This window comes from Micromonospora sp. Utrum1, from assembly GCF_057197805.1.
In genome coordinates this window covers 4,061,160-4,074,887 of the sequence record NZ_CM170071.1, presented here as the reverse complement: position 1 = coordinate 4,074,887, position 13,728 = coordinate 4,061,160, and the positions used below count along the sequence as shown (strand labels likewise).

16 protein-coding genes are annotated in these 13,728 nt (G+C 71.7%); 15 read left to right on the top strand and 1 reads right to left on the bottom strand.

Annotated features, from left to right (window positions below):
- Positions 1-84: 84 nt before the first annotated feature.
- A complete protein-coding gene (locus AC0OLQ_RS19120) occupies positions 85-1,743 on the bottom strand; it encodes an FAD-binding dehydrogenase (RefSeq protein WP_484527339.1) in 1,659 nt (552 codons plus the stop codon).
- A gap of 96 nt (positions 1,744-1,839) precedes the next feature.
- On the opposite strand from AC0OLQ_RS19120, the gene AC0OLQ_RS19115 reads away from it, so the two are divergent.
- The 15 genes from AC0OLQ_RS19115 to hypE all read left to right on the top strand — a co-directional run bounded on the left by AC0OLQ_RS19115 (position 1,840) and on the right by hypE (position 13,721).
- A complete protein-coding gene (locus AC0OLQ_RS19115; RefSeq protein ID WP_484527338.1) occupies positions 1,840-3,027 on the top strand; it encodes a PucR family transcriptional regulator in 1,188 nt (395 codons plus the stop codon).
- 347 nt (positions 3,028-3,374) lie between these two features.
- Positions 3,375-3,593, top strand: a complete 219-nt coding sequence (locus AC0OLQ_RS19110) for a hypothetical protein (protein ID WP_484527337.1) — start codon at positions 3,375-3,377, stop codon at positions 3,591-3,593.
- Between the two features lie 188 nt (positions 3,594-3,781).
- The gene (locus AC0OLQ_RS19105; protein ID WP_484527336.1) at positions 3,782-5,194 is read left to right on the top strand and encodes a hypothetical protein; all 1,413 of its coding nucleotides are present in this window, start codon (positions 3,782-3,784) and stop codon (positions 5,192-5,194) included.
- Positions 5,191-5,772 carry a hydrogenase maturation protease gene (locus tag AC0OLQ_RS19100; RefSeq protein ID WP_484527335.1) on the top strand — a complete coding sequence of 194 codons (582 nt, stop codon included), beginning with the start codon at positions 5,191-5,193 and terminating at the stop codon, positions 5,770-5,772. Before AC0OLQ_RS19105 ends, AC0OLQ_RS19100 begins: the two co-directional genes overlap by 4 nt.
- Complete coding sequence (locus tag AC0OLQ_RS19095) at positions 5,765-6,121, top strand: hydrogenase/urease maturation nickel metallochaperone HypA (protein ID WP_484527334.1); 357 nt, start codon at positions 5,765-5,767, stop codon at positions 6,119-6,121. Before AC0OLQ_RS19100 ends, AC0OLQ_RS19095 begins: the two co-directional genes overlap by 8 nt.
- On the top strand, positions 6,121-6,660 hold the full coding sequence (locus AC0OLQ_RS19090) for a hemerythrin domain-containing protein (RefSeq protein ID WP_484527333.1): 540 nt from the start codon (positions 6,121-6,123) through the stop codon (positions 6,658-6,660). Before AC0OLQ_RS19095 ends, AC0OLQ_RS19090 begins: the two co-directional genes overlap by 1 nt.
- Positions 6,657-7,778 carry an NADH-quinone oxidoreductase subunit B family protein gene (locus AC0OLQ_RS19085; RefSeq protein ID WP_484527332.1) on the top strand — a complete coding sequence of 374 codons (1,122 nt, stop codon included), beginning with the start codon at positions 6,657-6,659 and terminating at the stop codon, positions 7,776-7,778. Before AC0OLQ_RS19090 ends, AC0OLQ_RS19085 begins: the two co-directional genes overlap by 4 nt.
- Positions 7,775-9,574, top strand: a complete 1,800-nt coding sequence (locus tag AC0OLQ_RS19080; RefSeq protein WP_484527331.1) for a nickel-dependent hydrogenase large subunit — start codon at positions 7,775-7,777, stop codon at positions 9,572-9,574. The genes AC0OLQ_RS19085 and AC0OLQ_RS19080 overlap by 4 nt, the downstream gene beginning before the upstream one ends.
- Positions 9,567-10,178 carry a hypothetical protein gene (locus tag AC0OLQ_RS19075; RefSeq protein ID WP_484527330.1) on the top strand — a complete coding sequence of 204 codons (612 nt, stop codon included), beginning with the start codon at positions 9,567-9,569 and terminating at the stop codon, positions 10,176-10,178. The genes AC0OLQ_RS19080 and AC0OLQ_RS19075 overlap by 8 nt, the downstream gene beginning before the upstream one ends.
- Positions 10,175-10,789, top strand: coding sequence for a DUF5947 family protein (locus AC0OLQ_RS19070; protein WP_484527329.1), 615 nt, complete (start codon positions 10,175-10,177; stop codon positions 10,787-10,789). The genes AC0OLQ_RS19075 and AC0OLQ_RS19070 overlap by 4 nt, the downstream gene beginning before the upstream one ends.
- 14 nt (positions 10,790-10,803) lie before the next feature.
- Positions 10,804-11,007 (top strand): hypothetical protein, encoded by a 204-nt coding sequence (locus AC0OLQ_RS19065; protein WP_484527328.1) that lies wholly within the window; start codon positions 10,804-10,806, stop codon positions 11,005-11,007.
- A gap of 32 nt (positions 11,008-11,039) precedes the next feature.
- Positions 11,040-11,141 carry a DUF6893 family small protein gene (locus AC0OLQ_RS19060; RefSeq protein ID WP_484527327.1) on the top strand — a complete coding sequence of 34 codons (102 nt, stop codon included), beginning with the start codon at positions 11,040-11,042 and terminating at the stop codon, positions 11,139-11,141.
- 21 nt (positions 11,142-11,162) lie between these two features.
- Positions 11,163-11,435 (top strand): HypC/HybG/HupF family hydrogenase formation chaperone, encoded by a 273-nt coding sequence (locus AC0OLQ_RS19055; protein ID WP_387138019.1) that lies wholly within the window; start codon positions 11,163-11,165, stop codon positions 11,433-11,435.
- Positions 11,436-11,445: 10 nt separating this feature from the next.
- Positions 11,446-12,573 carry a hydrogenase formation protein HypD gene (gene hypD, locus AC0OLQ_RS19050; protein ID WP_484527326.1) on the top strand — a complete coding sequence of 376 codons (1,128 nt, stop codon included), beginning with the start codon at positions 11,446-11,448 and terminating at the stop codon, positions 12,571-12,573.
- Complete coding sequence (gene hypE / locus AC0OLQ_RS19045) at positions 12,570-13,721, top strand: hydrogenase expression/formation protein HypE (protein WP_484527325.1); 1,152 nt, start codon at positions 12,570-12,572, stop codon at positions 13,719-13,721. Before hypD ends, hypE begins: the two co-directional genes overlap by 4 nt.
- Positions 13,722-13,728 lie beyond the last annotated feature (7 nt).

The following is a 13,728-nucleotide window of genomic DNA, read 5'->3' as shown; positions in this document are numbered from 1 at the left end:
CGGCAGCCCGGGACGGCGCCGGGGTCGGCCCGCGGGTCCCGGCCGGCGTCCCGGGTCGGCCCGCGAGTCCCGGCCGCATCGGGGCTAGCCGGTGGCCGCTGCGGCGGCCCGGCCGGCAACGCGGCCGGAGAAGAGGCAGCCGCCAAGGAAGGTGCCCTCCAGGGCGTTGTAGCCGTGCATGCCGCCGCCGCCGAAGCCGGCGACCTCGCCGGCGGCGTACAGCCCGGCGAGCGGCTCGCCGTCGGAGCGCAGCACCCGGCCGGACAGGTCGGTGTGCAGGCCGCCGAGCGTCTTGCGGGTCAGCACGTGCAGCTGCACGGCGATCAGCGGACCGGCGGCCGGGTCGAGCAGCCGGTGCGGGGTGGCGACCCGGATGAGCCGGTCACCCCGGTAGCGGCGGGCGCCGCGGATGGCGTGCAGCTGGGCGTCCTTGCCGAACGGGTGGGCGATCTCCCGGTCCCGGGCCTCGACGACCCGGCGCAGCGCCACGGCGTCGAGCTGCGGCCCGCCGCTCTCGGCGGCCAGCTTGTTCATCCCGTCGACCAGCGCCGGCAGGTCGTCGGCGACGACGAAGTCCGCGCCGTGCCGCTTGAACGCCTCCACCGGCCCGGGCGCGCCGGGGCGGACCCGCTGCAGCACCTGCCGCACGCTGCGGTTGGTCAGGTCGGGGTTCTGCTCGGAGCCCGACAGCGCGAACTCCTTCTCCAGGATCTTCTGGGTGAGCACGAACCAGCTGTAGTCGTGGCCGGTGGCGCGCAGGTGGCGCAGCGTGCCGAGGGTGTCGAAGCCGGGGAACAGCGGCGCCGGCAGCCGCTGCCCGGTCGCGTCGAGCCACAGCGAGGACGGCCCGGGCAGGATGCGGATGCCGTGCCCCGGCCAGACCGGGTCCCAGTTGCGCAGCCCTTCGGTGTAGTGCCACATCCGATCGGGGTTGATCACCTGGCCGCCGGCCGCCTCGGTGACGGCCAGCATCCGCCCGTCGACGTACGCGGGCACGCCGGTGACCATCCGGGCCGGTGGGGTGCCGAGCCGTGCCGGCCAGGCCCGCCGGACCAGGTCGTGGTCGCCGCCGATCCCGCCCGAGGTGACGATCACCGCCTGCGCCCCGTACGCGAAGTCGCCGACCACGGTCCGGGAGGTGGGTCGCCCGCGCGGGGCGTCGTCGGGGGCGAGCAGCGCGCCCCGCACGCCGGTGACCACGCCGCCGCTGGTGACCAGCTCGTCGACCCGGTGCCGGAACAGCAGCCGGATCCGGCCCTGCTCGGCAGCGGCGCGGACCCGCCGGGCGAACGGCTCGACCACGCCCGGGCCGGTGCCCCAGGTGACGTGGAACCGGGGCACCGAGTTGCCGTGCCCGTGCGCCGCACCCCCGCCCCGCTCGGCCCAGCTCACCACCGGGAAGACCCGGTGGCCCATGCCGCGCAGCCAGGCCCGCTTCTCCCCGGCCGCGAAGTGCACGTACGCCTCGGCCCACCGCCGCGGCCAGTGGTCCTCGGGACGGTCGAAGGCGGCGCTGCCGGTCCAGTCCTGCCAGGCCAGCTCCATCGAATCCCGGATGCCCATCCGCCGCTGCTCCGGCGAGTCGACGAGGAACAGCCCGCCGAACGACCACCATGCCTGCCCGCCGAGGTTCTGCTCCGGCTCCTGGTCGAGCAGCAGCACCCGACGGCCGGCGTCGGCGGCCTCGGCGGCGGCGACCAGCCCGGCCAGCCCGGCGCCCACCACGATCACATCGCTATCCACGGCACCGACCGTACGTAGCCGAGTGCCAAAATCCTTGGTCGGGGCGTGCGAGATCCGCCACCGGGTTTGTCACCGCGATGACAAAAGGAGCCGACGATGGCCGACACCCTGCTCGACATCGAGCCCGGCCTGGCCCATCTCGGCCCGGCGGTCGGCGAGCAGTTGCGGGCGCTGCGCGCCCCGCTGCACGGGCGGATCCTGGACAGTGTCCGCGCCGCGATGCGGGCGCAGGGCCGCTCCCTCACCGGCGGGCAGGGGCGAGGGCTGGCCCTCGGCGTGCGGACCGCGGTGGACGACTTCGTCGACGCGGTCGCCGAGCCGGCCCGCGACCTGGCCGCCACCCGGGCCGTCTTCCACGCCCTCGGCCGCACCGAATACCGGGAGGGGCACCGGGTCGACGCGCTGCGCGCCGTGCTCACCCTCGGCGGCCGCGAGATGTGGGCCTTCCTGGTCGCGCACACCACGCCCGCCGGCCCCGCCCCGGCGGACCTGTACGTGGTCGCCGGCGCGCTCTTCGGCTACGTCGACGCCCTGGCCGGCGCCGCCGCCGAGGGCTACCTGGACGAGCAGCGCGACGCCGCGCAGGACTGGGCCACCACCCGGCGGCGGCTGATCACCCTGCTCGTGCAGCCGGAGCCGCCGGCCGAGGCCGCGCTGCGCGCCGCCGCCGACGCGGCCCGCTGGCCGCTGCCCCGCACGGTCGCCGTGCTCAGCGTCGACGGCGACGACGCCGAACACCTGGGCCGCACCATCGGCGGCGGCGCCATCGCCACGGTCATCGACGACGTGGTCCGGATCGTGCTGCCCGACCCGGGCACCCCGGGCCGGCTCGACCGGGCCCGCCAGGCCCTCACCGGCCGGCGGGCGGCGCTCGGGCCGAGCGTGGCGCTGAACCGCGCCCGGCTGTCGTACCGGATCTCCGGACGGGCCCTGGCGCTGCGCGGGGAGGGCGTGCTGCCGGCCGACCCGGTGGCCGGGGAAGAGCACCTGCTCACCCTGCTGCTGCGCTGGGAGCCGGGGCTGGCCGACCACCTCGCCGACGCCTGCCTCGCGCCGCTGGCCGGCCTGCGGCCGGCCGCCCGCCGGACCCTGGCCGAGACCCTGCACGGCTGGCTACGCCGGCAGGGGCAGGTGGTCGCCGTGGCCGAGGACCTGCACACCCACCCGCAGACCGTGCGCTACCGGATGCGCCGGCTGCGCGAGCTGTTCGGCGCGGCCCTCGACGATCCCGACCGGCGGCTGGTGCTCCACCTCGCGCTGCGCCACCGGCTCGGCGGCGGATAGAGCTGTCGTAGTGGAGGCGGTGTTCGGCCTCCCCCACCGGATCATCGAGAACCGGAGACCGGCACGCCACTGGTGCTGCCGGCGGTCCGCCGATCCGGCACAGAGCCGCCCCCACCGCCGCCGGAGGCCGGTGCTGATCGAGGACCCGCCCGGACCGGCGCCCACCAACGTTGGTGCGGCCCGTCGGCGGGTAAGCGAGCCGGGACCGTGAACCGCCAACCACGGACAGGCGAGACGGACGACAGCGGCCAAACGGTGCGACGACGCCGTCACCGGCACGACCGGCCAGCGGGCCTGAGCGGACGCCGACCGGGTCCCCAGTTCGTCCGCTGACCGAAGGAGGAACGATGGCCCGCGATCCCGCCCAGATGAAGACCGGTGAACTGCGCAAGCAGGCGGAACGCGCCGGAATGCGCAACGTCGACCAGATGAACAAGGACGAGATGATCCGGAAACTCGGTGGGTCGGCCAACGCCAACCAGGGCGGCGGCCAGCGGCAGAAGGACCCGCGCCCGAAGGGGATCAGCCCGCAGGACTACAAGAACGTGCCCGGCAACCAGACCTGACCGACCAGCCGACGCCTGGTGCCCCGCCCGTCTCGGGTGGGGCACCAGGCGTCGCTTCACCCGGTCCGATGAGTGCGTTCGTCACCTACCGGCGGCGCGCACTTACGGTCGCACGACGGGACGGGGTAGACCGGGGTGACCGCTTGCCGGAGCGGGTTCCTGCGTGCCCCTGAAGGGGGTCGACCACCATGCGGACCGATTGCCCCAGCCCCCGTCTCGACGGCGTCGAGGCGGTCGCGGACGCCATCCTGTACGAGGGCTACCTGCTCTACCCCTATCGGCGGTCGTCGATCAAAAACCGGGTCCGCTGGCAGTTCGGGGTCCTGCTGCCCCCGGAGTGGGCAGCGGCACACGGCCTGGTCGACAGCGGCGTGGCGGGCTCCGCGGAGTCACCGTGGCAGCAGACCGCGTGCCTGGTGGAAGCGCCGGACACGGCGAGCGTCCGGATCCGGTTGCGGTTCCTGCACCTGCAACGCAAGGTGGCCGAAAGACGGACGGCCGATGGCGGGTACCGGCCGGTCGACCGGATCGAGGTCGGCGGGCGCACGGAGCTCAGCTTCGACGAGGCGGTGCCGCGGGAGTTCGACATCGAGGCGTCGGTCGGCGACCTGCGGCACGGCCGCCGCCTCGATGTCCGGGTGCCGGGCGGGGAGGACGTCGAGTCGCTGGTCGACGGCCGGGGCGAGCCGGTCGGACGGGTGGTGCGCCGACGATGGCCGTTGTCCGCCTCGGTCACCGCCTCCGCCGTCCCGTGTGAGACGCCCTTCCGCCTGCTGCGGCTCGAGATCCGGGTCGAGAACACGGACCGGACGACGGCGCCGGACACCCCGCGGGACGAGGCGCTGCGCTGCTGCCTGCTCGCGGCCCACACGCTGGCCGCCGTCAGCCGGGGGCGGTTCCTGTCCCTGCTCGACCCGCCCGAGTGGGCGGCGCACGCCGCGCGGGCATGCCGCAACGTGCACACGTTTCCGGTGCTCGCCGGCGAGCCGGGCACCGCCGACGTGCTGCTCTCGTCACCCATCATCCTCTACGACCACCCGCGGATCGCGCCGGAGAGCCCGGGCGACCTGCACGACGCGACCGAGATCGACGAGATCCTCTCGCTGCGTACGCTCACTCTGTCCGACGCCGAGAAACGGGAGGCCCGGGCCACCGACCCCCGTGCCGCCGCCATCCTCGACCGGGTCGACGCGATGCCGCCCGAGGTGCTCGAACGGCTGCACGGGGCGATTCGGGCCCTGGAGCCCGTACGCCGGGGCGGCGACGCCGCCCCGGACCCGGAACGGCCGTGGTGGGCGTCCGACACCGACGCCGGAGGCACGCCGGACACCGAGACGGTCCTGGTCGGGTGCACTGTGCTGGCGCGGGGTAGCCGGGTCCGGTTACGACCACGGCGGCGCGGCACGGACGCGCACGACATGTTCCTGGAGGGCCGGACCGGCCGGGTGGAGCAGGTGCTGCTCGACGTGGACGGGACGCGGTTCCTGGCGGTGACGGTGGACGACGACCCGGGCGCGGAGCTGCACCAGTGGTACGGGCGGCTGCGCCATTTCCGGCCGGAAGAGGTGGAACCGTTGTCCGGAGAGGTGGCAGCGCCGTGAGCAATCCCGACGGCGGACGAATCCTGGTCGCCGGCATCGGCAACATCTTCCTCGGCGATGACGCGTTCGGCGTCGAGGTCGCCCGGCGCCTCCGGGACGCGGTCCTCCCACCGGGGGTGGATGTGTCCGATTACGGGATCCGCGGAATGCATCTGGCCTACGATCTGCTGGACAGCCGCCACGACGTGCTGGTCCTGGTGGACGCATTGCCGCTGGACGAGCCACCCGGGACGTTGGCCGTCATCCAGGTGGACCTCGACGACCCGGGCTGGATGCTGCGCCCGGCCGACGTGCTGGAGGCACCGGCCGCCGACGCCCACGGCATGGACCCCGAGTCGGTGCTGCGGCTGCTGCGCAGCCTGGGCGGCATGGTCGATCGGGTGTTGGTGGTGGGTTGCCAGCCCGCTGTCCTGGACGAGTGCATGGGGCTGTCCGCTCCGGTGGCGGCCGCGATCGACGAGGCGGTCCGGATGGTGCTCGGGGTCGCACAGGAGGAAGCCGCGCGGCTCCCCGCTGGTCGAGCGGCAGGAGAGGCCGCAGCGAGCGGCAGCCGAGAGGGGGTGAGCGCCGATGCATGAGACCGGCCTGTCCGAGGCGATCGTGGCGGCGGCGGTGCGCCGAGCCGCCGGGCGGCGGGTCACCGCCCTGCGGGTGCGGATCGGCGGCCACGCCATCGACCCCGGTGTCGTCACGCAGGGCATCCAGGTGGCCGCGGCCGGCACGGTCGTCGCGGACTCCGCGGTCGACCTGGTGCTGGAGCCGATGACCGTGCGGTGTCACGAGTGCGGTCGGAGCGAACCGATTCGCGACCACCTGTCGATGGTGGCCTGCCCGCGGTGCGGCGGCGTCGATATCGAGGTCAACGGCAGCGACGACGTCGTACTTGAGTCCATCACGGTGGACAACTCCGCGCTGGGAGCGGTCTGATGGACGCCACCGAGGTGCTGCGCCACGACCACCGCGTGGTGGAACAACTGTTCCGGGATTACCGGGCGGCGAAGTCGGACGCGCAGCGGCGGGGCGTCGTGGAGATCCTCGTCCGCGAACTGTCGAAGCACGCCGCGCTCGAGGAGGTCCTCTTCTACCCGTTCGCCGCGAGAGTGCTGGCCGACGGGCAGGTCGACCGTCACCTCGCCGGGCATGCGCCCATCAAGCAGTTGCTCCTCGAACTGGACCGCTGCCGGGTGGGCGATCGCGCACAGGACGAGCTGATGGAGCAGCTGGGGTCCGCCGTCGCCCGGCATGTGCAGGACGACGAGAGCGAGCTCATGCCGCTGCTGTGCAGCCGAACCGACGAGCAGGCCCTCCGCGAGCTGGGCCAGGAGATCGACCAGGGCAAGCAGCGGGCCCCGACGCGCCCGCACCCGCACGCGCCGGACAAGCCCCCGGCGCTGGCCCTCGCGGCGCCGCTGGCTGCCATCTACGACCGGCTGCGGGATCGGATGCAAGGGAGGCCACGCACATGACGCAGAGCAGTCGCGACACCGCGGTGATTCCCCGGGAGAACGGGTTCGACGAGGTCACCATCCTCTGGATCTCCGAGGGCATGAGTTGTGACGGGGATTCCGTGGCGATGACGGCCTCCGGTCAGCCGGCGATCGAGGACGTCGTTCTCGGGCTCATTCCCGGGCTGCCGAAGGTCAACCTGCACAACAAGGTGCTGTCGCCGACGGCCGGCGGCGAGGAGTTCCTGGCGCCGTACCGGAAAGCGGCTCGTGGGGAGATGACCGAGCCGTTCATCCTCGTCATCGAGGGGTCGATCCCGAACGAGAACATCAACGGCGAGGGGTACTGGACGTCCTTCGGCAACGACGAGAACACCGGTGAGCCGCTGACCCTGAACTGGTGGATCGACCGCCTTGCGCCCAAGGCCTGGGCGGTCGTGGCGGCCGGCACCTGCGCGACGTACGGCGGCATCCACGCCATGGCGGGCAACCCGACGGGGTGCATGGGCCTGGCCGACTATCTCGGGTGGGACTTCCGGTCCGAGGGCGGCCTGCCGATCGTCAACGTGCCCGGCTGCCCGATCCAGCCGGAGAACTTCATGGAGACCCTGACCTGGGTGCTCTACCACGCCGCCGGCTCGGCGCCGCCCCCGCCGCTGGACCACATGCTGCGGCCGCAGTGGCTGTTCGGCAAGACCGTGCACGAGGGCTGCGACCGGGCCGCCTACTACGAGCAGGCGGACTTCGCCAAGGACTACAACTCGCCCAAGTGCCAGGTGAAGATCGGCTGCTGGGGGCCGGTCATCAACTGCAACGTCCCGAAGCGCGGCTGGATGGGCGGCGTGGGGGGCTGCCCCAACGTCGGCGGCATCTGCATCGGCTGCACCATGCCGGGATTCCCCGACAAGTTCATGCCGTTCATGGACATGCCTCCCGGCGGCAGCCTGTCCACGTTGCTCATCAAGCCGTACGGCGCCGTGATCCGCCGCTTGCGCGGCATCACCAACGCCACCGCCAACCGGGAACCGAAGTGGCACCACAACGGTCCGGAACTCACCAGCGGCTACAACCCCCGGTGGCGCCCCTACGGTCCGGCAGATCCCCGGCGACAGGCAGCAATCGAGAGGAACCGACCGTGACCGCGACGAAGCCGAAGCCGGCCGCCGGCCAGAAACCCGGCGAACTGGTGGAGATGGCGTGGGATCCGATCACCCGCATCATCGGCAACCTGGGCGTCTACACGAAGATCGACTTCGCGAACCGCGTGGTCGCCGAATGCCACACCACGTCGTCGCTGTTCCGCGGCTACTCGGTGTTCATGAAGGGCAAGGACCCCCGCGACGCCGGCTTCATCACCAGCCGGATCTGCGGCATCTGCGGCGACAACCACACGACCTGCTCCGTCTACGCGCAGAACATGGCCTACGGCATCAAGACTCCGCCGCTGGCGGAGTGGATCATCAATCTCGGCGAGGCCGCCGAGTACATGTTCGACCACACCCTGTTCCAGGACAATCTCGTCTTCGTCGACTTCTGCGAGGCGATGGTCAAGCAGACCAATCCGAGTGTGCTCGCCCTCGCGGAGAAGACCGCGGCACCGGGTCGGGACATCCACGGCTACCGGACGATCGCCGACATCATGCGGGCGTACAACCCGTTCGAGGGCGCGGTCTACAAGGAGGCGCTGAAGGTCAGTCGGACGACCCGGGAGATGTTCTGCCTCATGGAGGGCCGGCACGTCCACCCTTCGACGGTCTATCCGGGCGGAGTCGGCACGATGCCCCAGCCGACGCTGTTCACCGACTACCTGAGCCGGCTGATCAGCATCCTGGACTTCGTCAAGAAGGCCGTCGCCATGAACGACGACATCTTCGACTTCTGGTATGAGGCGCTGCCCGGCTACGAGGAGGTCGGCCGCCGCCGGGTCCTGCTCGGCTGCTGGGGCGCGTTCCAGAATCCCGACGTCGTCGACTACCGGTACGAGACCATGACGAACTGGGGGCGGGCGATGCACGTCACGCCCGGCATCGTCGTCGACGGCAAGCTGCTCACCACCGATCTCGTGGACATCAACCTCGGCATCCGGATCCTGCTCGGCAGCTCGTACTACAAGGACTGGGTCGGCGAGGAGGAGCCGTTCGTCAGCCATGACCCGCTCGGCAACCCGGTCGACATCCGCCATCCCTGGAACCAGACGACACTCCCCGATCCCGGCAAGCGCGACTTCAACGACAAGTACAGCTGGGTGATGAGCCCCCGCTGGTTCGACAAGATCACGGGACAGCACCTGGCGCTCGACACCGGCGGCGGCTGTTTCGCCCGGCTGTACACCACGGCGCTGGCGAAGATGGTCGACACGCCGTACGTCAAGTCGACCGGGACGAGCGTGCTGATCTCGCTTCCGAAGAGCCAGCAGCTGCCCGAGATGACGTTGGAGTGGAAGATCCCGCGCTGGTCGAACGCCCTGGAGCGGGACCGTTCACGGGCCTACTTCATCGCGTACTCCGCGGCGATGTCGCTGTACTTCCTGGAACAGGCGATGGACCGGATGCGCGGCGGCGACATGCGGGTCTTCGCCGAGTTCGACGTGCCGGACGACGCCATCGGCTGCGGCTTCCACGAGGCCGTCCGGGGCGCGCTGTCGCACCACCTCGTGATCCGGGACCGCAAGATCGCCAACTACCACCCGTACCCGCCGACGCCGTGGAACGGCAGTCCCCGCGACAGCTACGGCACGCCCGGTCCGTACGAGGACGCGATTCAGAACATGCCCATCTTCGAGGAGAACGGCCCGGACAACTTCAAGGGCGTGGACATCATGCGCGCGGTGCGCAGCTTCGATCCCTGCCTCCCCTGCGGGGTGCACATGTACGTCGGCGGCGGTCGTACCCTCAAGAAGATCCACTCGCCGATGTTCGGCGCGTCCCATGGGTGAGCAGCCGGACCTCCAGCGTCTCGCCGACGCGGCCGTCGAGCCGCGGCTGGCCCGCCTGGACGCTGTGCTCGGCCAGCTCGAACAGACCCCCGGCCGCACCGCCGAGCTGGCGCTGGAAGCGGTAGAGATCCTGACCGAGGTGTACGGCGAGGCGCTGGCCCGGGTCACCGATCTCGCCGCCGACAGCGCCGGCGCGCTCGACCGGCTCACCGACGACGAGCTGCTGCGGCACCTGCTGCTGCTGCACCGCATCCACCCGGATCCGCTGGAAGGGCGCGTGGCCCGTGCGGTCGACGATCTCCGGCCGCAGCTGCGCGCGCAGGGCGCCGAGATCGCGTTGGTCGGCGTCCAGAACGAGGTGGCGCGGATCAGCCTGTCGGCGAGTTCGTGCGGCGGTGGCGGCGCGGCGCTGCGTGACCTGGTGCGGGAACAGGTGTTGACCTTCGCGCCGGAGCTGTCCGCGGTCGACGTGGCGGCGCCCGCGCCGACTCCGGCACTGATCCCGATCGCCGCCCTGTGGCAGCGGCCGGACCGGACCGCGGAGGCGACGACGAGCGAGGTGAAGCAGGCCGCGGGGCCGCTGGCGTTGGACGGCACGGCATGACGGCCGGCGCCCTGCAGCGGGCGATCCGTCGCGCGAGGCAGCGCGCGGCGACGGTCGAGCGCTGCGGCATGTGCGCCGGGCCGGTCGGCCCGGAACACCGGCACGTGTGGGACGAGCAGGACGGGGAGCTGATGTGCGCCTGCACGCCGTGCTCCCTGTTGTTCGACCGCGAGGCGGCCGGCGCCGGCCGGTACCAGCTCGTCCCCACCCACGGCAGACGGTTGACCGGCCTGTCCGTTGCCGAACTCAGCGTGCCGGTCGGTCTGGTGTTCTTCGTGAAGCGGCAGGACGGCCGAGTGCTCGCGCACTACCCGAGCCCGCTCGGCACCACCGAGTCGGAGATCGATGCCGGCGCCTGGCGGGCGATCGAGGCACGATCACCCGCGCTGGCCGAGCTGAAGCCACGGGTCGAGGCGTTCCTGGTGTGGACGGGCCCGCCGCGCGGCGACGGCCAACAGTGGGTGGTGCCCGTCGACGACTGCTTCCGACTTGTCGCGCTGATCCGCCGGCACTGGACGGGCATGTCGGGGGGAAGCGCAGTGTGGCGGGAGATTCCCGGGTTCTTCGACGATCTCGGCCGACGACACGATCGGCCGTCCGGCAACGACTGATGAAGGAGGCGGGAATGGGCGAGATCCGAGTGGGCGATCCCGATGTCGAACTCGACGCCCCGGCGCACACCAAGGGTGTGGAGGAGGGCAACTCGCGGCGGAGGAAACAGGACGGCCATCACGACGACGGGACGGTGGACGCCCGCCGCTCCACCGGCATCCAACCCGGGAAACACGAGCCGATCCTGCCGATCATGCCGAACCTGCCGCCGGGCTGAACCGGCCCGGCGTGGACCGAAGGAGGTGAGCTGTGCGGAAGCTGTTGGTGCTGCTGGCCGGCGCGGCCGTCATGGGGATGTTCTGGAAGGAACTTCCCGCGCTGCGGCGCTACATCAAGATCGAAAAGATGTGACCGGAGAGGACGAGTAGCTCGATGTGCCTTGGAATCCCGGGCGAGATCGTCGAAATCAAGGCGGGCCGCGACGACCTCGCCATCGTCGACGTCGTGGGTGTCCGGCGGGCGATCAACATCGGCCTGCTCGGCCCGGACCAGGTCGGTATCGGCGACTGGGTGCTCGTCCATGTCGGCTTCGCCATGTCGAAGATCGACGAAGCCGAGGCGGCCGCCACATTGGCCATGTTGAACGGCCTCGGACAGGCCTACACCGACGAGCTGCAGGCGCTCGCCGAATCCGACATCACCTAGGAAAGATCAGATGCGTTTCGTTGACGAGTACCGCGACGCGGACAAGGCCCAGGCGTTGGCGACCCAGATCGCCGCGTTGTGCGAGCCGGGGCGGCAGTACAAGTTCATGGAGGTCTGCGGCGGCCACACGCACACCATCTACAAGCACGGAATCGAGGACTACCTGCCGGAGAGCGTTTCGCTGGTGCACGGGCCGGGCTGCCCGGTCTGCGTCATCCCGATGGGCCGGGTGGACGACGCCATCGCCATCGCCAACGAACCGGGCGTCATCATGACGGCGTTCGGCGACATGATGCGGGTCCCGGGCGGGAACGGCTCCTTCCTGGACGCCAAGGCGGCGGGTGCGGACATCCGGATGGTCTACTCGCCGCTGGACGCCCTGAAGATCGCGCGGACCAACCCGGACCGCAAGGTCGTGTTCATGGCGATCGGGTTCGAGACCACCTCGCCGTCGACCGCCATGACCGTGCTGAGGGCGGCCGCCGAGGGCATCGACAACTTCTCGGTCTTCTGCAACCACGTCACCATCCTTCCGGCGATCAAGGCCATCCTCGACTCACCGGACCTGCGTCTCGACGGATTTCTCGGGCCGGGGCACGTCTCCACCGTCATCGGTTGCCGCCCCTACGAGTTCATCGCCCGCGACTACGGCAAGCCGCTGGTGTGCGCCGGGTTCGAACCGCTGGACCTTCTGCAGTCGGTCTTCATGTTGCTCAGACAGCTCGCCGAGGGACGCTGCGAGGTGGAGAACCAGTACACCCGGGTGGTGCCCTGGGACGGCAACCTGCGGGCGCTGGAGGCGATCGGCCAGGTCATGCGGCTGCGCCCGTACTTCGAGTGGCGCGGCCTCGGTTTCATCTCGCACTCGGCGCTGCGGATGCGGGAGGAATACGCGGCGTACGACGCCGAGCGGATCTTCGACGTGCCCGGGGTACGCGTGGCGGACCCGAAGGCCTGCCAGTGCGGCGAGGTGCTCAAGGGAGTGCTCAAGCCCTGGGAGTGCAAGGTGTTCGGTACCGCGTGCACACCGGAGACGCCCATCGGCACGTGCATGGTCTCCTCGGAGGGCGCGTGCGCGGCCTACTACAACTTCGGCCGCTTCACGCGGCAGCGGCTCACGGAGGCGACCCGGGTATGACGACCGAACGCACCGCCGACTGGGCCGAGCGCGCAGTGACCGACGCCGAGGCGGCGGCCGGTCACGAACCGGGGCGGCTGTCGCCGGAGCAGCAGGTGCTGGAGCGCATCGAACGGGCCCGCCGGCGAGCGCCGAAGATCAGGGAGAGCCGGATCACGCTCGCGCACGGCGCGGGCGGAAAGGCGACGCACAGCCTGATCGAGGGGCTGTTCGTCGAGGCGTTCCGGAACCCGACGCTGGAGGAGCTCGACGACGGTGCGGTGCTCTCCGTGGGCAGCAGCCGGCTGGCCTTCACCACCGACTCGTACGTGGTGTCGCCACTGTTCTTTCCCGGCGGGGACATCGGCGATCTCGCCGTCAACGGCACCGTCAACGACCTAGCGGTCAGCGGCGCCCGGCCGCTGTACCTGGCGGCCGGGTTCATCCTCGAGGAGGGCTTTCCCGTCGCCGACCTGCGGCGGATCGCCACCTCCATGGCCGCAGCGGCGGAGCGCGCCGGGGTCCAGGTGGTCACCGGCGACACGAAGGTGGTGCAGCGGGGCAAGGCCGACGGCTGCTACATCAACACGGCCGGCGTCGGCGTGCTGGAGCGGCCGGTGCCCCTGGGCACCGCGCACGTCCGCCCGGGCGACGCGATCATCGTCTCCGGGCCGATCGGCGACCATGGCGTCACCATCATGCTCGCCCGCGGCGAGCTGGACATCGCCGCCGACCTGGCCTCGGACACCGCGGCGCTGTCCGGCCTGGTGGATGCGCTGCTGGACGCGGCTCCCGGGGTGCGGCTGCTGCGGGATGCCACCCGGGGCGGCGTGGCGACCATCCTCAACGAGGTGGCGCAGGCGGCGGAGGTCGCCGTCGTCGTCGACGAGGCGTCGGTGCCGGTGCGTCCCGCCGTCACCGGCGCGTGCGAGCTGCTCGGCATCGACCCGCTCTACGTGGCCTGCGAGGGACGCCTCGTGGCCGTGGTGGACGGCACGCAGGCGGAGGCCGCCGTGGCGGCGCTGCGCGGCCATCCGCTCGGCGACGGCGCGGCGGTCATCGGCCGGGTTACCGCCGACCCGCCCGGGATGGTGTTGCTCCACACGGCGTTCGGCGGCACCCGGGTGGTCGACATGCTGGTCGGGGACCCGCTCCCCCGCATCTGCTGACCGCGGT

Excerpts from the sequence above, each read along its gene's own strand:
- AC0OLQ_RS19055 (WP_387138019.1), top strand. The coding sequence starts at position 11,163 with ATGTGCCTTGGAATCCCGGGCGAGATCGTCGAAATCAAGGCGGGCCGC.
- AC0OLQ_RS19070 (WP_484527329.1), top strand. The coding sequence starts at position 10,175 with ATGACGGCCGGCGCCCTGCAGCGGGCGATCCGTCGCGCGAGGCAGCGC.
- AC0OLQ_RS19075 (WP_484527330.1), top strand. The coding sequence starts at position 9,567 with ATGGGTGAGCAGCCGGACCTCCAGCGTCTCGCCGACGCGGCCGTCGAG.
- hypE (WP_484527325.1), top strand. The coding sequence starts at position 12,570 with ATGACGACCGAACGCACCGCCGACTGGGCCGAGCGCGCAGTGACCGAC.
- AC0OLQ_RS19090 (WP_484527333.1), top strand. The coding sequence starts at position 6,121 with ATGGACGCCACCGAGGTGCTGCGCCACGACCACCGCGTGGTGGAACAA.
- AC0OLQ_RS19110 (WP_484527337.1), top strand. The coding sequence starts at position 3,375 with ATGGCCCGCGATCCCGCCCAGATGAAGACCGGTGAACTGCGCAAGCAG.
- hypD (WP_484527326.1), top strand. The coding sequence starts at position 11,446 with ATGCGTTTCGTTGACGAGTACCGCGACGCGGACAAGGCCCAGGCGTTG.
- AC0OLQ_RS19095 (WP_484527334.1), top strand. The coding sequence starts at position 5,765 with ATGCATGAGACCGGCCTGTCCGAGGCGATCGTGGCGGCGGCGGTGCGC.
- AC0OLQ_RS19065 (WP_484527328.1), top strand. The coding sequence starts at position 10,804 with ATGGGCGAGATCCGAGTGGGCGATCCCGATGTCGAACTCGACGCCCCG.
- AC0OLQ_RS19085 (WP_484527332.1), top strand. The coding sequence starts at position 6,657 with ATGACGCAGAGCAGTCGCGACACCGCGGTGATTCCCCGGGAGAACGGG.
- AC0OLQ_RS19105 (WP_484527336.1), top strand. The coding sequence starts at position 3,782 with ATGCGGACCGATTGCCCCAGCCCCCGTCTCGACGGCGTCGAGGCGGTC.
- AC0OLQ_RS19115 (WP_484527338.1), top strand. The coding sequence starts at position 1,840 with ATGGCCGACACCCTGCTCGACATCGAGCCCGGCCTGGCCCATCTCGGC.